General features: G+C 61.2%; 16 protein-coding genes. 10 read left to right on the forward strand and 6 right to left on the reverse strand.

All coding sequences use genetic code 11. The features are described from left to right. Positions 1 to 134 precede the first annotated feature (134 nt). Genes modA through modC form a run of 3 tightly spaced genes read left to right on the forward strand, consistent with a single transcriptional unit; the run spans position 135 to position 2,658 of the window. Positions 135 to 869 carry a molybdate ABC transporter substrate-binding protein gene (modA, locus tag IE188_RS03545; protein ID WP_191285060.1) on the forward strand — a complete coding sequence of 245 codons (735 nt, stop codon included), beginning with the start codon at positions 135 to 137 and terminating at the stop codon, positions 867 to 869. Continuing rightward, positions 866 to 1,561: a molybdate ABC transporter permease subunit gene (gene modB / locus IE188_RS03550; protein ID WP_191285061.1), complete on the forward strand. Its 696-nt coding sequence runs from the start codon at positions 866 to 868 to the stop codon at positions 1,559 to 1,561. Before modA ends, modB begins: the two co-directional genes overlap by 4 nt. Next, on the forward strand, positions 1,558 to 2,658 hold the full coding sequence (gene modC / locus IE188_RS03555) for a molybdenum ABC transporter ATP-binding protein (protein WP_191285062.1): 1,101 nt from the start codon (positions 1,558 to 1,560) through the stop codon (positions 2,656 to 2,658). Before modB ends, modC begins: the two co-directional genes overlap by 4 nt. Here modC and IE188_RS03560 read toward each other — a convergent pair. From IE188_RS03560 to IE188_RS03570, 3 genes are all read right to left on the reverse strand, one after another. Next, positions 2,655 to 3,956 carry an NAD(P)/FAD-dependent oxidoreductase gene (locus tag IE188_RS03560; protein ID WP_191285063.1) on the reverse strand — a complete coding sequence of 434 codons (1,302 nt, stop codon included), beginning with the start codon at positions 3,954 to 3,956 and terminating at the stop codon, positions 2,655 to 2,657. The two genes, modC and IE188_RS03560, sit on opposite strands and share 4 nt — an antisense overlap. Before the next feature lie 55 nt (positions 3,957 to 4,011). After that, positions 4,012 to 5,406, reverse strand: a complete 1,395-nt coding sequence (locus tag IE188_RS03565) for an aspartate aminotransferase family protein (protein ID WP_191285064.1) — start codon at positions 5,404 to 5,406, stop codon at positions 4,012 to 4,014. A gap of 127 nt (positions 5,407 to 5,533) precedes the next feature. Continuing rightward, complete coding sequence (locus IE188_RS03570) at positions 5,534 to 6,193, reverse strand: GntR family transcriptional regulator (RefSeq protein WP_229836454.1); 660 nt, start codon at positions 6,191 to 6,193, stop codon at positions 5,534 to 5,536. A 164-nt stretch (positions 6,194 to 6,357) separates the two neighbouring features. Between IE188_RS03570 and IE188_RS03575 the strand changes: the two genes are divergently transcribed. From IE188_RS03575 to IE188_RS03600, 6 genes are all read left to right on the forward strand, one after another. Then, on the forward strand, positions 6,358 to 7,443 hold the full coding sequence (locus tag IE188_RS03575) for a polyamine ABC transporter substrate-binding protein (protein WP_191285065.1): 1,086 nt from the start codon (positions 6,358 to 6,360) through the stop codon (positions 7,441 to 7,443). Between the two features lie 72 nt (positions 7,444 to 7,515). Next, positions 7,516 to 8,661 (forward strand): ABC transporter ATP-binding protein, encoded by a 1,146-nt coding sequence (locus IE188_RS03580; protein ID WP_191285066.1) that lies wholly within the window; start codon positions 7,516 to 7,518, stop codon positions 8,659 to 8,661. Then, on the forward strand, positions 8,658 to 9,548 hold the full coding sequence (locus tag IE188_RS03585) for an ABC transporter permease subunit (protein WP_191285067.1): 891 nt from the start codon (positions 8,658 to 8,660) through the stop codon (positions 9,546 to 9,548). Before IE188_RS03580 ends, IE188_RS03585 begins: the two co-directional genes overlap by 4 nt. Then, positions 9,545 to 10,357 (forward strand): ABC transporter permease, encoded by an 813-nt coding sequence (locus tag IE188_RS03590; RefSeq protein ID WP_191285068.1) that lies wholly within the window; start codon positions 9,545 to 9,547, stop codon positions 10,355 to 10,357. The genes IE188_RS03585 and IE188_RS03590 overlap by 4 nt, the downstream gene beginning before the upstream one ends. Continuing rightward, positions 10,354 to 11,700: a glutamine synthetase family protein gene (locus tag IE188_RS03595; protein ID WP_191285069.1), complete on the forward strand. Its 1,347-nt coding sequence runs from the start codon at positions 10,354 to 10,356 to the stop codon at positions 11,698 to 11,700. Before IE188_RS03590 ends, IE188_RS03595 begins: the two co-directional genes overlap by 4 nt. Positions 11,701 to 11,704: 4 nt before the next feature. Further along, positions 11,705 to 13,030: an NAD(P)/FAD-dependent oxidoreductase gene (locus IE188_RS03600; RefSeq protein WP_191285070.1), complete on the forward strand. Its 1,326-nt coding sequence runs from the start codon at positions 11,705 to 11,707 to the stop codon at positions 13,028 to 13,030. An 80-nt stretch (positions 13,031 to 13,110) separates the two neighbouring features. Here the strand turns inward: IE188_RS03600 and IE188_RS03605 are convergent, their stop codons facing one another. After that, positions 13,111 to 14,637, reverse strand: coding sequence for a malonate--CoA ligase (locus tag IE188_RS03605; protein WP_191285071.1), 1,527 nt, complete (start codon positions 14,635 to 14,637; stop codon positions 13,111 to 13,113). Between the two features lie 135 nt (positions 14,638 to 14,772). On the opposite strand from IE188_RS03605, the gene IE188_RS03610 reads away from it, so the two are divergent. Next, a complete protein-coding gene (locus IE188_RS03610) occupies positions 14,773 to 15,333 on the forward strand; it encodes a flavodoxin family protein (RefSeq protein ID WP_191285072.1) in 561 nt (186 codons plus the stop codon). 26 nt (positions 15,334 to 15,359) lie between these two features. Here the strand turns inward: IE188_RS03610 and IE188_RS03615 are convergent, their stop codons facing one another. Together IE188_RS03615 and IE188_RS03620 are read right to left on the reverse strand one after the other, a co-directional pair. Continuing rightward, positions 15,360 to 15,665 (reverse strand): DnaJ family domain-containing protein, encoded by a 306-nt coding sequence (locus IE188_RS03615; RefSeq protein WP_191285073.1) that lies wholly within the window; start codon positions 15,663 to 15,665, stop codon positions 15,360 to 15,362. 89 nt (positions 15,666 to 15,754) lie between these two features. Continuing rightward, positions 15,755 to 17,326: a bifunctional metallophosphatase/5'-nucleotidase gene (locus IE188_RS03620; protein ID WP_191285074.1), complete on the reverse strand. Its 1,572-nt coding sequence runs from the start codon at positions 17,324 to 17,326 to the stop codon at positions 15,755 to 15,757. Positions 17,327 to 17,483 lie beyond the last annotated feature (157 nt).

Genomic DNA, 17,483 nt, shown 5'->3' on the forward strand with positions numbered 1-17,483 from the left:
AAAGACCTTGCCGCCCCCGTCTGCATGTCGTTATCTGCTCGGCGATCATGTATATCCGTCGCGCCCTTTCTGTTGCCCACATTCTCCTGCATCGCTCAGGCCTGCTTGCGGTGTGGCTTGGCTGCGCGGTGGCCATGGCCCTTTTGTTCACATCCACAGTTGCGCGGGCGGATGAGATCACCGTGTTTGCCGCCGCCAGCCTGAAGGACGCGTTGGATAAAGCCGTTCAGGGCTTCGAGGCCGAAACCGGAAACACCGTTCATCTGTCCTATGCCGGCTCGTCAGTGCTTGCCCGGCAGATATCGCAGGGCGCGCCTGCGGATGTGTTCATCTCGGCCAATACCGACTGGATGGACGTGCTGGAAACCGATGGGCATATCGCGGCGGAAACGCGGGTTGATCTTGTCGGCAATGATCTGGTGCTGATCGCCCCCGCGAACGCTGCGGCCCCCACACCGGTCGAACTGACCGATCTTGCCGGGTATCTGGCCGGACGGCGATTGGCGATGGGGCTGGTCGAGGCCGTTCCCGCCGGCATCTATGGCAAGGCGGCGCTTCAGTCTCTGGGCCAGTGGGACAGCGTTGCCGCCCTGGTCGCGCAAACCGACAATGTACGCGCGGCGCTGGCGCTGGTTGCGCTGGGGCAGACGCCGTTGGGCATCGTCTATGGCAGCGACGCCTTGGCAGATGCCCGGGTGCAGGTGGTGATGCGATTTCCGGCCGACAGCCACCCTGCCATCCGTTATCCGGCAGCAGTCATCGCGGGCAAGGGCCGGGACACCGCCCACGCGTTCCTGAATTGGCTTCAGCAGGACATGGCAATTGAGGTTTTTCTGAACTACGGCTTCACCGCGTTGGAGGGGACATGACCGGCTGGCTGGGGCCGCAGGAGTGGCAGGCGGTTGCGCTGTCGCTGAAGGTGGCATTCTGGGCAACGGTGTTTTCCCTGCCGCTGGCAATTCTTGTCTCGCATGCCCTGGCGCGGTGGGACTTTCCGGGCAAGCAGGCCGTCAACGGCCTTGTGCATCTGCCCCTGATCCTGCCGCCGGTCGTCACCGGTTACCTGCTGCTGTTGATGTTCGGGGCAAACGGTCCTGGCGGGCGTGTGTTGGAAACGTTGGGCATGGGCATCGCCTTTCGCTGGACCGGTGCCGCGCTGGCTGCGGCGATCATGGGGTTTCCCCTGATGGTGCGTGCCATACGGCTGTCGATCGAGGCGGTCGACCAGCGGTTGGAACAGGCCGCCGCCACATTGGGGGCCAGCCGATTGAGTGTCTTTGCCACTGTCACCCTGCCGCTTGCCCTGCCCGGCATTCTGACCGGCACCATTCTTGGGTTTGCCAAGGCAATGGGCGAGTTTGGAGCGACGATCACTTTCGTTTCGAACATTCCGGGGCAGACGCAGACCCTGCCCTCGGCTATTTACAGCTTTTTGCAAGTGCCTGGTGGTGAAACCGAAGCAATGCGGTTGGTCATCGTGTCGATCTTCGTCGCCATGGCCGCGCTGATATTGTCCGAGGTCTTTGCCCGCCGCATCGCCAACCGGATGGCAGGCGCATGACCCACCCTGCCCTTTCCGTTCACCTGAAACAGGACCGCGACACCTTCGCGCTGGATGTAAGTTTCGATGCACCGTCGGGCTTGACCGTGCTGTTCGGCGCTTCGGGATCGGGCAAGACCTCGGTCATTGATGCGGTCGCGGGGCTGGGCACCTCGGCCACCGGGCAGGTCGCGGTTGGGGATCAGGTTTTGATGGATACGGCGCGCAAAATCCATCTGCCGCCACACAAAAGGCGGCTGGGATACATCTTTCAGGACGACCGCCTGTTTCCGCATCTGAGCGTGGCGCGCAATCTGGATTATGCCCGCTGGATCACCCGCCAACCCAAGGATCAAAAAGCCTTCGATCGCGTGGTCGAGATGCTGGGCATCGGATCGCTTCTGCCGCGTCGCCCGGCGCGATTGTCGGGGGGGGAAAAACAACGTGTTGCCATTGGACGCGCGCTGTTGGCCCGCCCCAAGCTGATCCTGGCGGATGAACCTCTGTCCGCGCTGGACGATGCGCGCAAGGCGGAAATTCTGCCGTATTTCGAGCGGTTGCGCGATGAAAGCGATGTGCCGATCCTGTATGTGACCCACGCCGCGACCGAGGTGGCGCGACTGGCGACAACCGTCGTGGCGCTAGCGGCGGGACGGGTGATCCGACAAGGCACCGCCGCCGAGGTTCTGGGCGACCCCAGCTTCACACCGGGCGGCCTGCGCGATATCGGAGCGGTGATCGAAGCACAGGTGTTGACCCACCACGCAGACGGCTTGACCGAGCTGGACGCGGGTGGCCTGCCCCTTCTTTTGCCGCAAGTGGTCCGATCTGTCGGTGACAAGCTGCGGCTGCGCATCGCCGCGCAGGATGTGATCCTGTCAAAGACCCGGCCCGAGGGGATGTCGGCCCTGAACATCCTGCCCGGCACCATCGCGGACATTCAGACAAGCGACGGTCCGGGCGCGGTGGTCTCGCTGGATACAGCCGCTGGGCGGGTGCTGGCGCGGGTCACGAAACGATCCGCGCAGGCAATGGGATTGCAGCCGGGGGGGAGCATCTTTGCGGTCGTCAAATCGGTCGCCGTAGCCCCCGGCGACGTTGGCACAGCGTCGCGCTAAAGCTTGTCGCGCAGGGAAAACCAGAACATGGCCGCGACCAGAAGGGGCCAGCGCATCGCCACGCCACCCGGGAAGCGCGGGGTCGGCACGGACGCCATCAGGTCGAACTGCTCGGCTTGACCGGCGATCGCCTCGGCAGCCATTTTGCCGCCCAACGTCGCCATCGCCACCCCGTGCCCGGAATAGCCGGATGCCGACAGGACATTGCCCTTCAACCGGGCGAAATGCGGCATGCGATTCAGCGTGATGCCCAGCGTGCCGCCCCAGGCATAGTCGATCCTGGTGTCCCTCAGTTGCGGATAGATCTCCAGCATCGGTTTGGACACCAGCTTCACAATGTCCTTCGGGAAGCGATAGCCATAGCTTTCGGCACCCCCAAACAGCATCCGGTTATCTTCGGACAGACGGAAATAGTTGATGACGAACTTGCTGTCCGCCACCGCGTGACCGTCGCGGATCAGCGATTTGGCAAACCCGTCCTCCAAAGGTTCGGTCGCAAGGATGTAGTTGTTGATCGGCATGACCCGCGCGGCCACGCCCGATTCGGCATTCCCAAGATAGCCATTGCACGCCCACAGGACGTGATCGGCAGTGACCCGCGCCGTGTCGGTTGTGACAACCACCTTTGCCCCATCGCTCACGCCCGTGACGCGGCTGGTCTCGCAGATACGCGCGCCCGCAGCCTCAGCCGCCCGTGCCATGCCGAAGGCCAGACGCAGCGGATGGGTATGCCCCCCGCCCATATCCAGCGACCCACCATGATAGGCAGGCGAGCCGCACAGTTGGCGCATCTCGTCCCGATCCACAGCGCGGATCAGGTCATAGCCATATTCTTCGTTCAGCTTGCGCACATAGGCATGATCTTCCGGCACGTAACGTGCGCGGTGCATCGCGTGCAGGATACCATCGGTGAAGCCAGCGTCGGGTGCGTGTTTCGCCACAATGTCGCGCACGAGTTGAACGCTCTCCAACGCCATGTCCCAGAGCTTTCGCGCGTCGTCGCGCCCCACCATCTTTTCCAGCGCGTCCTGTTCCAGCCGCTGCCCGGTGCCCACCTGACCACCATTGCGTCCCGACGCCCCGAAGCCCACGCGCTGTGCCTCGAGCAACAGCACGTCGTAGCCGCGTTCGGCAAGGTGCAGGGCTGCCGAAAGACCGGTATAGCCACCACCGATGACGCAGACATCGCATCGCATATCCCCTGCCGCCGCGGGATACGGTCCGGGGGCATCCGCCGTGGCGGCATACCAGGATTGCGGGTATTCCCCGCTGCGGTCATTGGCGGTCAGTAAGTCCATGAACCCCTCATAGGACAGGGGCCGGGAGATCCCGGCCCGATCAGGTCAGATCAGATCAGCCTGCGACCAGCAGACCTTTCTCTTTCACGATCTCATAGGCTTCGTCCAAGGACTTGCGCGCGCGTTCGATCAGCGTGTCGATTTCGGCCCTGGTGATCACCAAGGGCGGCGAGATGATCATCCGATCGCCCACATGGCGCATGATTAGGTTGTTGGCAAAGCAACGTTCACGCGTGATGTAACCGACCGTGCCGGTATCTGCAGCAAACGGTGCGCGCTTGGATTTGTCCGGCGTCAGCGCCAGCGAGGCCATCATACCGACAATCTTGGTCTCGCCCACGAACGGGTGATCGGCCAGCGAATGCCATTTCTCGGCCAGATAGGGCGCGGTGTCTTCGCGCACGCGGTCGACGATGCCTTCTTCCTGAAGAATGCGCAGGTTTTCCAAAGCGACCGCACAGGCGACGGGATGGCCGGAATAGGTATAGCCGTGGTTGAACTCGGTCGCTGCCAGCACATCGGCCACCTTGTCCGACACGATAGACGCACCGATGGGGACGTAGCCCGAGCTGAGCCCCTTTGCGACGGTCATGATGTCGGGTTTGATATCCAGGGTCTGGCTGCCGAACCAGTTGCCGGTGCGGCCGAAGCCGGTGATGACCTCGTCGACGATCAGCAGAATGTCGTATTTCCGGCAGATGCGCTGGATTTCAGCCCAATAGCCGTCGGGCGCGACAATCACACCCCCCGCCCCCTGCACGGGTTCACCGATGAACGCCGCGACTTTTTCGGGGCCGATTTCCTTGATCTTGGCTTCAAGTTGCTGGGCGCGTTCCAGACCGAATGCTTCCGGGTCCGTGTCGCCGCCTTCGGCATACCAGTTGGGCTGGTCGATGAACTCGATCCCCGGAATGGGCAGGCTGCCCTGCCCGTGCATCCCCTTCATGCCACCCAGCGAGGTGCCGCCGATGGTGGACCCGTGATAGGCGTTCCAGCGCGAGATGATCACCTCGCGTTCCGGCTGGCCCTTTTCGGCCCAATAGGTGCGCACCATGCGGATGTTGGTGTCATTGGCGTCCGAGCCGCCATTGGCATAGAACACATGGTTCAGATCGCCCGGCGCCAGTTCGGCCAGTTTTTGGGCCAGCGCGATGGCGGGCACATGGGTCGTCTGGAAAAACGTGTTGTAATAGGGAAGCTCGCGCATTTGGCGGGCGGCCACATCCGCCAGTTCGTCACGGCCATAGCCGATATTGACGCACCACAGACCCGCCATGGCGTCCAACACCTGCTCGCCCTCGCTGTCCTTCAGCCAGATACCCTTGGCCGAGGTGATGACCCGCGCGCCTTTCTGTTTCAACTCGCCATCGGCGGTGAAGGGGTGCATGTGGTGCGCTGCGTCGATCGCCTGAAGCTCGGCGGTGGGCAGGTGATTGGTGATTTTGTTCATCTCGGGACTCCTAGAACGGTGCGGGGCGGGACCACGGCCATGGAATCATCAGTGACGCCGCCCAGAGAAAAGCTGCGGTCAGAATATGATCAAAAATTTCGCTGTCAACGGCGAGACCGAAATATGATCAAACCTTTTCGGCCAGAAGGGTTTCCCGAACCTGGGCGATTCCCTGCTCGATGTCACCGCGCACCGCCGCCGCCACGCGGTCGGCGTCACCGGACTTCAGCGCCTCCAGCGCCTCGGCGTGTTTGTCAGGCAGGTTCGCCGTGCCGTATCGCCCCAGCACCACGCGCAGCGATGGGCCTGCGCGCAGCCACAGCATGTTGGCGATGGATGACAGAACCTCGGTGCCCGCAAGATCGTACAGATAGGCGTGGAACCTGTAATTGTGCTCCAGATAGCCGCGCACATCACCGCGATCAATCGCCGCGTTCAGCAGGTCATCATAGCCGACCAGCCGTTCAATTTCTGCCGGGCCGACATTTTCCGTAGCCATACGAGCGAGCTCCGGCTCGATGCTCAGACGGGCGAACGCGATTTCATCCCATTGCGCCATGTCAGGCTGCGGCACAGACACGCGGCGGTTTCCCTTGAAGATCAGAGCACCCTCGGACGTCAGGCGGCGGATCGCCTCGCGCACCGGGGTCATGCCCACATCCAGAACCTGCACCAGCCCCTGAATTGTAACCGGCTGCCCCGGAGCAAGTTCGCCAAACAGAATCATTTCGCGCAATTTGCGGTAAACGCGCTGGTGATCTGGCAGTTTCGCGGGTTTCTCGGACACGTGCGCCCCCTACATCATATTTGTTTTGCCAATTCCGGCGGCAAAGATAATCTTTGAAAGCAATCTACTATGCTATCGGTAATATTACCATATTGCGCCGATGGTATTTTTTTGATCAAATGTCGCAAGTCTGGGCGCAAGCCCAAATCAGGGAGAGACTGCAAATGAAAAAAACTTGGGTAACCTTGGGTGTCGCACTGGCCATGGGGGCAACCGCCGCCACCGCCGAGGAAGTGCGCGTGTACAACTGGTCGGATTATATCGACGAGGACCTGCTGGCGAAATTCGAGGAAGAAACCGGGATTGACCTTGTCTATGACGTGTTCGATTCCAACGAAGTGCTTGAAACCAAGATGCTGGCCGGTGGGTCGGGTTATGACGTGGTTGTGCCAACGGCGTCATTCATGGAGCGTCAGATCACCGCCGGCGTGTTTCAGACGCTTGACAAGTCCAAGCTGCCCAATGCCGGCAACCTCTGGGATGTCATCGCCGAGCGCACCGCCCAATTTGACCCGGATAACGCCTATTCGATCAACTACATGTGGGGCACCACGGGTCTGGGTGTGAATGTCGGCAAGGTCAAGGAGGTTCTAGGCGAGGATGCGCCGATTGACAGCCTTTCACTGATCTTTGACCCCGCCAATATGGAAAAGCTGGCCACATGCGGCGTGCATATTCTGGACGCACCGGACGAAGTGGTGCCGGCCGCTCTGACCTATCTTGGGGAAGACCCCAACAGCCACGACCCCGACGTGCTGGCGAAAGTCGAACCCTTGATGTCGGCGATTTCACCCTATGTGCAGAAATTCCACAGCTCGGAATACATCAACGCGCTGGCGAATGGCGACATTTGCGTGGCCTTTGGCTGGTCTGGCGATGTCCTTCAGGCACGCGACCGGGCAGCCGAGGCCGACAACGGCGTTGAAATTGCCTATAACGCCCCGAAAGAGGGTGCGCTGATGTGGTTTGACCAGATGGCAATTCCGGCAGACGCCCCCAACCCGGAGGGTGCGCACAAATTCCTGAACTTCATGCTGGATGCGCAGAATATGGCGGCGGCATCGAACTATGTCTATTACGCCAACGGCAACAAGGCATCGCAGGAGTTTCTGGAAGAAGATGTTATCGGTGATCCCGCCATCTATCCGACAGAAGAAGCCATGGCGAACACTTATGTGAAAGCCGCCTATCCTTCCAAGGTTCAGCGGGTCGTGACGCGCATGTGGACCGCGATCAAATCGGGCACCTGAGCCTGACCTGACGCGCCTTCCGTGTGATTTTGACATGCGGAAGGCGCCTTCATTTTTCCCGCCGAGGTTATCATGTCTGACGCCGCAACTGCTCCGGTTTCTGTTTTCGCACCCTGGGAAGACCCTCAGGCCAAGCCCCTTATCCAGTTTCAGAATGTCACCAAGCGATGGGGCGATTTCACCGCCATCGACGATCTTTCCATCGACATCTATACAAAAGAGTTCTTCGCGCTTCTGGGGCCGTCAGGCTGCGGCAAGACGACGATGATGCGGATGCTGGCCGGGTTCGAGACACCAACCGAAGGCAAGATCCTGATCGACGGGCAGGACGTCGCGGCGATCCCGCCGAACAAGCGCGCGGTGAACATGATGTTTCAAAGCTATGCGCTGTTTCCGCATCTGTCGGTCGCCGAAAACATCGCTTTTGGTCTGAAACGCGACAAGCTGCCCAAGGATCAGATTGCCGCGCGGGTCGAAGAAATGCTGACCCTTGTGCAGTTGAACAAGTTTGCCAATCGCAAACCGCACCAGATTTCCGGCGGTCAGCGCCAGCGTGTCGCGCTGGCCCGGTCGCTGGCAAAGGCGCCCAAGCTCTTGTTGCTTGACGAACCCCTTGGCGCGCTGGACAAGAAGCTGCGCCAAGACACGCAGTTCGAACTGATGGACATTCAGGAAAAAACCGGCACCACATTCGTGATCGTGACCCACGATCAGGAAGAGGCGATGACCGTCGCCAGCCGTATCGCGGTGATGGATCACGGCCAGATCATCCAGGTCGATACGCCCTCCAAGATCTATGAAGAGCCGAAATCGGTCTATGTTGCGGATTTCATCGGCGATGTGAACCTGATCAAGGGCAAAGTGTCCCACTACGACGATGGCCATGCCGCCATCAGTTGGGCCGAAGGTCAACCGGAGCTGAAAGGTATCTCGCCCCTGTCGCTGACCCTTGGCAGCGAAGCGACCCTCGCCGTCCGCCCCGAAAAGCTCAGCATCTACACCTCGCGCCCGAAAGATCAGACCAACGTGATCAAGGGCAAGGTTTTGGACATTGCCTATCTGGGCAACATGTCCACCTATGTGATCGAAACGCCGACCGGTGAGCATATCAAAGCCCAGATCGCCAATACGCGCCGCATTCAACGCAGGCAGATCACCTGGGAAGACAAGGTCTGGCTCAGCTTTACGGAAACCGCAGGCGTGGTGCTGGACAGATGAAACGCCTCGCCCTGATCTCTGTTCCATATCTGTGGCTGCTGGCCCTGTTTCTGGTGCCGTTCCTGATCGTTCTGAAGATCAGCCTGTCGGACACCGCCCTGTCGATCCCCCCCTATACACCAACGCTTGACCTGTCCGAAGGCTGGGCGGGTGTCAAGGAATGGTGGGCCGGGCTGGATATGGAGAACTTCTGGTGGCTGACCAGTGATGACCTGTATTGGAAGGCGTATCTGTCCAGCCTGAAGATCGCCATCATCTCGACCATCCTGACGCTTCTGGTCGGCTATCCCATCGCCTATGGCATGAGCCGCGCGCCCGATGAATGGCGCCCCACCCTGATGATGCTGATCATCCTGCCCTTCTGGACCAGCTTCCTGATCCGCGTTTATTCGTGGAAGGCGATCCTGTCGAACGAAGGGCTTTTGAATCAGCTTCTGATGAACCTTGGCATCATTCAGGAGCCGCTGATCATCCTGAACACAAACGTCGCCGTCTATATCGGCATTGTCTATACCTATCTGCCCTTCATGGTGCTGCCGATCTATTCGGCGCTGGAACGGCTGGATGAAAGCCTGCTGGAGGCCGCCGAAGACCTTGGCTGCTCGCGCTTCACCGCCTTCTGGCTGGTGACATTTCCGCTGTCCAAACAGGGCATCATCGCCGGATCGTTCCTTGTATTCATCCCCGCCATGGGCGAATTCGTGATCCCGGCCCTGCTGGGCGGGTCCAAGACGCTGATGATCGGCAAGGTGCTGTGGGAGGAGTTCTTCTCGAACCGCGACTGGCCGGTGGCCTCGGCCGTGGCCGTCATTCTGCTGCTCCTGCTGATCATCCCCATCGTCCTGTTCCAGCGGAACGAGGAAAAGCAAAGGGAGGCTGAGAAATGAGGCGCCTGTCCTGGTTCAATGCAATCTCCCTGACGTTGGGATTTGCCTTTCTTTACATCCCGATGCTGATCCTGATCACCTATTCCTTCAACGCGGGCAAACTGGTGACCGTGTGGTCCGGTTTCTCGACCAAATGGTATGGTGAGCTGTTCCGGAACGAGGCGTTTCTGGACGCCGCCTGGGTCACGCTGAAGGTTGCCGTGATGTCGTCCACCATCGCCACCGTCCTTGGCACCATGGCGGCCTACGTGATGGTGCGCGCCGGGCGCTTTCCGGGTCGGACGCTGTTTTCCGGCATGATCTATGCGCCGCTGGTGATGCCCGAAGTCATTACCGGCCTGTCGCTCCTGCTTTTGTTCATCTCGATCGGGCTGGATCGCGGGGTTTTGACCATCGTGCTGGCGCACACCACCTTTTCGATGTGTTTCGTGTCAGTCGTCGTGTCCTCGCGTCTGGTCACCTTCGACCAGTCGCTGGAAGAGGCCGCGCTTGATCTTGGCTGCACCGGGTTCGAGGCGTTTCGCCTTGTCACCCTGCCCATCATCATGCCCGCCGTCGTGTCGGGCTGGCTGCTGGCCTTCACCCTGTCGCTGGACGATCTGGTGATCGCGTCCTTCACCTCGGGCCCCAGTTCAACCACCCTGCCGATCAAGATTTTCTCGGCGGTGCGATTGGGCGTCAGCCCGGAAATCAACGCGCTGTCGACCATCATGATCGGTCTGGTGACGATCGGTGTGATCGGGGCTTCCCTGACCTCGAAACGGTCTATCGCAAAACGCCAAAAAGACGAGCAAGGGGCCATCCAATGAGCGATTTCCTGAACGAGTTCGCCACCTATTGCGACACGCATGGCCGCCCCGACCGGATCGAGCTGATGCTGTGCGACATCAACGCTGTCCTGCGCGGCAAGTGGTTGCCGGGGGACGACGAAAAGAAACTGTCCGAAGGGGCTGTGCGCCTGCCGCATTCGACCTATGTGCCCAACATCCTTGGGGCCGAAGTGTCCGAGACAGGTCTGGGCATCATCATCGGCGACCCGGACGGGCGCATCGTGCCGATCCCCGGATCGCTGAAACCGGTACCATGGGCCAAGGGCAACATGGCGCAGGTGCAGGTTGAAATGCTGGACCCGGACACCGGCAAGATCAGCGAACTGTCCTCGCGCAAGCTCTTGTCCAACATGGTGGATCGCTTCCATGATCAGGGTTGGCACCCGGTACTGGCCAGCGAGTTGGAGTTCTATCTGATCCAGCCCCGGCAGGACGAGGACGAGGCACCAACCCCGCCCGAGCGCAGCCCGGATGCCCAGAACTATGATCTGGAGGTGTTGGAGCGCACCCAGGACGTTCTGGACGACATTCTTGAAGTGGCGGCCAAACAGGGTCTGGCCACCGATACGCTGATTGCCGAATACGGCCCCGGCCAGTTCGAGGTGAATTTTCACCATACCAACGACGTGATGAAAGCCGCCGACACGGCGCTGCTGTTCAAACGCCTCGTGCGCGGCGTGGCCCGCAATCACGGGCTGGAAGCCACGTTCATGGCCAAGCCCTATGCCAATTTCCCCGGCAACGGGATGCATCTGCACGCCTCGGTCGTTGATCGGGACGGCAAGAATATCTTCGACGACGGCAGCGGGCAGGCTTCGGACATGCTGCGCGCGGCGGTGGGTGGCACGCTGGACACGATGCGCGATCTGCAGGCGATCTTTGCGCCGCATCTCAACTCCTATCGTCGCTATCGCCCGATGAGCTTTGCGCCCTCGGCCCCGGACTGGGGCTATGACAACCGCGCCGCCGGTGTGCGCCTGCCCGAAGTCTCTGGCCCGGGCGCGCGTCTGGAACACCGGATCGCCGGGGCGGATGTGAACCCCTACCTCGTAATCACCGCGATCCTCGGGGGCATCCTGCACGGGTTGAACACCAAACCCGACCTACCGCTTCCGCTGGATGATCCGAACGCCGAAACCGCGCCGCGTTTGACCGCGGACTGGATTCGCGCCGTTGATCGCTTCTCACAGTCCGACATCGCGGCCGAGATCTTCGGGACGCGCTATCGCGACATCTATGCCGCGGTGCGTCTGGACGAGATTGACCAACTGACCAACGAAATCAGCCAGATCGAATACCGCGCCTATCTTGGCCGGCTCTGACACCATGCCCCGCCGCATCTATGAAGACTACGCCTATTCCGATGCGGCGCGGGCAGAGTGTATCTGGCCGCTGCCCGATCAGAACTGGCCGGCGCTGAACGCAGATACAAGGACCGATATCGCGATTATCGGCGGTGGCTATACGGGGCTGTCGGCAGCCCTGCATCTGGCACAAGCGGGGGTGGGTGTCACAGTGCTTGAAGCCAACCAACCGGGTTGGGGGTCTTCTGGCCGAAATGGCGGCTTCTGTTGCATCGGTGGCGACATGCGGGGGCTGGGCGCGATCCAGAAGCGCTATGGCGACACCGCAACCCTGGCCTATTTCAACGCCCAGCGCGACGCGATCGACCTGGTGGCCGACCTTCTTGCAATCCATGCCATCGACGCCGACACCCACTCGGACGGAGAGGTGCAGCTCGCTCACCATCCCAAGGCGATGACACAACTCGCCACTGAAAAGGACCACTGGGCCGCCTTCGACATCGACGCCCGCCTGATCCCGGCAGATGGCCTTGCTGCAAGGGGACTCGCGGGCCGGTTTCATGGCGCGCTTCACGTGCCTTTGGGATTTGCCCTGAACCCCGGAAAATATGTTGGCGGTCTCGCCAAAGCGGCCACCCGCGCAGGTGCCACGATCCATGCGCGCAGCCCCGTCACACGGATCGTCAGAACACCAAGCGGTTACACGCTTATTACCCCGCAGGGCAGGATCATTGCCGACAGACTGATCCTTGCCACCAACGGCTATGGAACCGACGGCCTGCCAGACTGGATGACCGGACGCTACCTGCCGTTGCAATCCAACATTCTGGTGACGCGCACCCTGACCGGGGACGAGATCGCCGCGCAAGGCTGGTCTTCCGACCTCATGGCTTATGACAGCCGAAACCTTCTGCATTATTTCCGGCTGCTGCCCGACCGCCGCTTCCTGTTCGGCGCACGCGGCAATATCCGGGCCAGCGCGCCGGGACAGGACGCGATGCGCGCACGGTTGCACCGCGATCTGGCAGCCTTGTTCCCCGCATGGGCCAATATCGAAACGCCCCATTTCTGGTCAGGCCTTGTCAGCCTCTCGCCAGACCTGCTGCCCTATGCCGGCCCGATCGGAGACTGGGAAAACGCCTGGGCAGGCATGAATTATCACGGAAACGGCGTCGCCATGGCCACATGGGTGGGTGCGCGGCTGGCCGACATGGCCCTTGGGCGCCAACAAGCCCTTCCCGTCCACACCCGCCCCCTACCCCGCTTTCCCCTTGCGGGGATCCGACGCAGCTATCTCTATCCGGCTGTTCTGGGTTACCGCCTCATGGACGGTCCGCCCCCCACGTGACCCCGTGTTTTCTTCTGGCCATAAATATCCTGGGGTGAATTGGCGCAGCCAAGAGGGGCAACGCCCCTTTCCCTTGTTCCCTATCCCTGCAACAGATCGGCGTAGGTTTCGCGCATAATGTTCTTTTGCACCTTGCCCATCGTATTGCGCGGCAAGGCCTCTGCCATGACGACGCGCTTGGGCTGTTTGAACTTCGCAAGGCGGCCCGAAACCCCGTCCAGAATCACACGCTCGTCGATCGCCGCCCCTGCCCGGGCAACGACGACAGCCACCACGGCTTCCCCGAAATCCGGGTGCGGCACGCCGATCACCGCGCTTTCCAGCACACCAGGCAGCGCATCAATCACGCCTTCGACTTCTTTCGGATAGACGTTGAAGCCCCCGGTGATGATCAGGTCCTTGCCCCGCCCGACGATCGTGACATAGCCGTCGGCATCGATCACTGCCAGGTCCCCGGTGATGAACCAGCCATCCGAACGCAGCTCTTCCGCCGTTTTCTCGGGCATCTGCCAATAGCCTGCAAAGACGTTGTCGCCGCGCACCTCCAGCACACCGATCTCGCCCCGGGGCAGTTCGGCACCCGTCTCGGGATCGCACACTTTCACGTCAACGCCGGGCAGCGGGACGCCCACGGTGCCCGCGCGCCGTTCCCCATCATAGGGGTTCGAGGTGTTCATGTTGGTTTCAGTCATGCCATAGCGTTCAAGGATCGCGTGGCCCGTGACCGCCCGCCAACGCTCGTGCGTTTCCGCCAAAAGCGGCGCCGACCCGGAGACGAACAGGCGCATGTTGCGCGCGGCGTCCGCCAGCCGATCATCTTGCAACAGCCGGGTGTAGAAGGTCGGCACCCCCATCAATGCAGTGGCCCGCGGCATGGCGCGGATGATCGCATCGGCATCGAAGCCGGGCAAGAAAATCGCCGCGCCACCCGCCATCAATGTGACATTGGTTGCGACGAACAGACCATGGGTGTGAAAAATCGGCAGGGCGTGGATCAACACGTCCTTGTCGGTGAACCGCCAGTAATCGCGAAGGGTTTCGCTGTTCGACGCCAGTGCCCGGTGGGTCAGCATCGCGCCTTTCGACCGCCCGGTCGTCCCCGATGTGTAAAGGATCGCCGCCAGATCCAGCGCAGCGCGTGGCACCGCCCGGAACCCCGGTTCCTGCGCATCACGGGCGGGCACCAGCGTCCCTGCTTCCCCCTCACCCAACGTCATTACATGGGCCACATCGGCATCCGCAGCCACAGACGCCAGCGCGTCCAGATTCGCCGGGTCGCAGACGAAGACGCGCGGCGTGGCATCGCCAAGGAAATAGGCCACCTCGTCCGGCGTATAGGCTGTGTTCAGGGGCAGGAATACACCACCCGCCAACACCGTGCCCACGTAAAGCTCCAGCATCGCGGGTTCCTTCGGGGCCTGCACCGCCACCCGATCCCCCGGCGCAAGGCCACGCGCCACCAGCGCCGCCGCCATACGCTCTGCATTCGACCAGAAATCACCATATGTGATCGTGCGGCCGTCGCGCATATCCGTCAGGAAGGTTGCGGCGTGACGTCCGTCAGAGGCGCGCGAAATGGCATGGGCAAGGTGGTTCTGGTCGTACATTCTATCCTCATGACGCTGTTCATGAATTAGCCGCGCGTCCTTGTGGGGTCAATCGACCTGACCCGGAACGGCGCGACTGCCGACCCGCGCCACCGACCAGTTTGACAATCGCAGCGATTGCCCCAATCTGGGCGCATGACGGACCTCAAGATTTGCATTCCTTACTATTCGGGCTTCGGCCATACGAAACGGATCGCCCAATCCATCGCCAGGGGTGCCGGGCCAACCGCAACGCTGCTGGATGTCGAGAACATGACCGGCGCCGACTGGGAGGCGCTGGACGCAGCAGATGCCATCATCTTCGGGGCGCCCACCTATATGGGGTCGGCCGCAGCGCGGTTCAGCCTATTTCTGGAACAGGTGGATACGAGATGGGAAAACGGCGAATGGGTCGACAAGATTGGTGCTGGCTTCACGACCGGCATTCATCCATCAGGCGACAAGCTGGCAACGCTACAAAGGTTTTCGTTGTTCGCGGCCCAGATGGGCATGATCTGGGTCGGTCAGGCCGAAATCGGCGCCCCCGTGAAACCGGATCGGCCGGGCGCAAATCGCGACGGAAGCTGGCTGGGTCTGATGGTGACCGAGCAATTGGGGCAGGATGACGATCTGCTTGCCGAGGATCTGGAAACCGCTTGCCGGTTCGGGCAACGCGTGGCAGCGGTGACGCACCAGTGGGTGCGCGGCAGCCCCTAGCCCGTGGATCCCATGGCCGTCGACCGCTAGCGATACGCCTTTCGCGCGATGGCAATGCGCGCCTCCATCATCGACATATCCTTCAGAATGTCGTGGCGACGGGACGGTTCGCCGGTGGCGGCCAGTTCGTCCCGCAACTGTCGCAATTCGCGCGACAGGCTGACAAATTCGGGCACGGCGTTGCTGTCTCGGATCAGGCGGTTCAGCAATGCGTTTTCGGGATCTTCGACCTTTGGCAGGGGTTTTCCAGCCCCTGGCAGATCATCAAATTCACCCGCTGCCTGTGCGTCGCGAATGCGTTGGTCAACAAGGTCGAACAAGGGGTGATCCATGGGTCAAGAATACCCCGGCACCGCAAGGGATCAAGAAATGAAAACCCCCGCCGTTACCAGCGGGGGCTTCCTGTTTCACTCCGGCGCAATTACTTCTGCGTGATCCGCCCATCCAGCGTCGGCGCGGTCGACCCCAGTTCGGCCAGATATTCTGCCGTCACATCCGCAAGGTCCGGCCCGAAATCATAGGCGTTCTGGGCATCACGGAACATTTTGTATCCGTCCCCGCCATTGCGCACATAGTTGTTGGACACAACACCATAGGTCTTGGCCGGGTCGATGGGGACAAAGCTGTCACCTTCCATCACCATCACATCCGAAATCCGTTCGCCTGCGGGTTTTGACACATCGAACGTGTATTTCAGACCCGCCACCTGCGGGAAGCGGCCTGCACCTTCCTCGTGCTGGCTGACCCCGTTTTCCAGTGCCTCGACAATGGTCGCGCCGCTGACCTGGAAGGTCGACAGGGTGTTCTGGAACGGAAGAACCGTCAGCACTTCGCCCATCGTGACCTCGCCCGCGTCGATCGAGGCACGAATACCGCCCCCGTTCTGGATCGCGATCTGAATGCCCTGATCCTTGACCCGTGCCAGCATCGCATCGGCAATCAGGTTGCCCATGGCGCATTCCTTGGAGCGGCAGCTGTCCCGCTCGCCGTCGATCATTTCCGAGGTCTGCGCCACCACCCGGTTGCGGATTTCGTCCAGCGGTGCGGCCGCTTCGGCAATGCGCGCCACGGTCGCTTCGTCCTCGGTCACGGCAGCGTCCATGATGATCGGCTCGCCCGTGGCTTCGGTGATGTTGCCTTCGTCATCGAATGTGACGTTCAACTCGCCCAGGAATTTGCCATAAGCATAGGCCGACACGATTGCGGTGTTGCCCACCATGGTCGGATAAGGCCCTTCGGCGCGTTCGTTGGAGTTCGACAACAGCGTGTTGGTATGCCCCCCCACGATGATGTCCACGCCGGTCGTTTCCGCGGCCACCTTCTGATCGACCCCATAACCCGAATGGCTAAGCACGATGATCTTGTTCACCCCTTCCGCGGTCAGCTTGTCAACCTCGCCCTGTACCGCCTGCACGGGGTCGGTGAAGATGATGTTGGGACCGGGCGAGGCCAACTCGTCGGTGTCCTGCGGGGTCAGGCCGATCAGGCCCAGCTTTTCCCCGCCCCGTTCGATGATGGTTGACTTCGCCAGCTTGTCCGCCAGCATCGGCTCGCCCGATACATCGGCGTTGGACATCAGGACCGGGAAATCCACCGCGTCCATGAAGCCGCGCAGAACTTCGGGGCCGTCGTCAAATTCGTGGTTGCCCACGGTCATGGCGTCATAGCCCATCTTGTTCATCATCTCGGCGGCCAGCTTGCCCTTGTAATAGGTATAGAACAGCGTGCCCTGGAACTGGTCGCCCCCATCCACGAGGATCGAGTTGTTCGAGCGCGCGCGCGCTTCGGCAATCGCGCTGACCAGACGGGCGGACCCGCCGAAGCATTCGCCAGCGGTGTTGTCTTCGGCCGAGCACCCGCTGTCATACTTGCTGATCGGCTCGAACCGTGCATGGAAGTCATTGGTGTGCAGAACGGTCAATGTATAATCCGCCGCTGCTGTGCCTGCTGTCATGGCCAAAGCCGCTGCGGTCGTCATGAAACGCGTAATCATTGGGAACCCCCTGTTATTGTGTCTTGCCAACAAGTTGACGCGAGTCGGCCCGACTTGTCAAAGATCGCGATATGATTGACGAACTGACGTAAGGGGAAGATGTCAGCGCGGGCAGCGACCAATTGCTGCGTTCCGCCAACACCGCTTGACGTTGGGC

This window comes from Aliiroseovarius zhejiangensis (assembly GCF_014656375.1).
Classification (GTDB): Bacteria; Pseudomonadota; Alphaproteobacteria; order Rhodobacterales; family Rhodobacteraceae; genus Aliiroseovarius; species Aliiroseovarius zhejiangensis.

Excerpts from the sequence above, each read along its gene's own strand:
- modA (WP_191285060.1), top strand. The coding sequence starts at position 135 with ATGGCCCTTTTGTTCACATCCACAGTTGCGCGGGCGGATGAGATCACC.
- modB (WP_191285061.1), top strand. The coding sequence starts at position 866 with ATGACCGGCTGGCTGGGGCCGCAGGAGTGGCAGGCGGTTGCGCTGTCG.
- modC (WP_191285062.1), top strand. The coding sequence starts at position 1,558 with ATGACCCACCCTGCCCTTTCCGTTCACCTGAAACAGGACCGCGACACC.
- IE188_RS03560 (WP_191285063.1), bottom strand. The coding sequence starts at position 3,956 with ATGGACTTACTGACCGCCAATGACCGCAGCGGGGAATACCCGCAATCC.
- IE188_RS03565 (WP_191285064.1), bottom strand. The coding sequence starts at position 5,406 with ATGAACAAAATCACCAATCACCTGCCCACCGCCGAGCTTCAGGCGATC.
- IE188_RS03575 (WP_191285065.1), top strand. The coding sequence starts at position 6,358 with ATGAAAAAAACTTGGGTAACCTTGGGTGTCGCACTGGCCATGGGGGCA.
- IE188_RS03580 (WP_191285066.1), top strand. The coding sequence starts at position 7,516 with ATGTCTGACGCCGCAACTGCTCCGGTTTCTGTTTTCGCACCCTGGGAA.
- IE188_RS03585 (WP_191285067.1), top strand. The coding sequence starts at position 8,658 with ATGAAACGCCTCGCCCTGATCTCTGTTCCATATCTGTGGCTGCTGGCC.
- IE188_RS03590 (WP_191285068.1), top strand. The coding sequence starts at position 9,545 with ATGAGGCGCCTGTCCTGGTTCAATGCAATCTCCCTGACGTTGGGATTT.
- IE188_RS03595 (WP_191285069.1), top strand. The coding sequence starts at position 10,354 with ATGAGCGATTTCCTGAACGAGTTCGCCACCTATTGCGACACGCATGGC.
- IE188_RS03600 (WP_191285070.1), top strand. The coding sequence starts at position 11,705 with ATGCCCCGCCGCATCTATGAAGACTACGCCTATTCCGATGCGGCGCGG.
- IE188_RS03605 (WP_191285071.1), bottom strand. The coding sequence starts at position 14,637 with ATGTACGACCAGAACCACCTTGCCCATGCCATTTCGCGCGCCTCTGAC.
- IE188_RS03610 (WP_191285072.1), top strand. The coding sequence starts at position 14,773 with ATGACGGACCTCAAGATTTGCATTCCTTACTATTCGGGCTTCGGCCAT.
- IE188_RS03615 (WP_191285073.1), bottom strand. The coding sequence starts at position 15,665 with ATGGATCACCCCTTGTTCGACCTTGTTGACCAACGCATTCGCGACGCA.
- IE188_RS03620 (WP_191285074.1), bottom strand. The coding sequence starts at position 17,326 with ATGATTACGCGTTTCATGACGACCGCAGCGGCTTTGGCCATGACAGCA.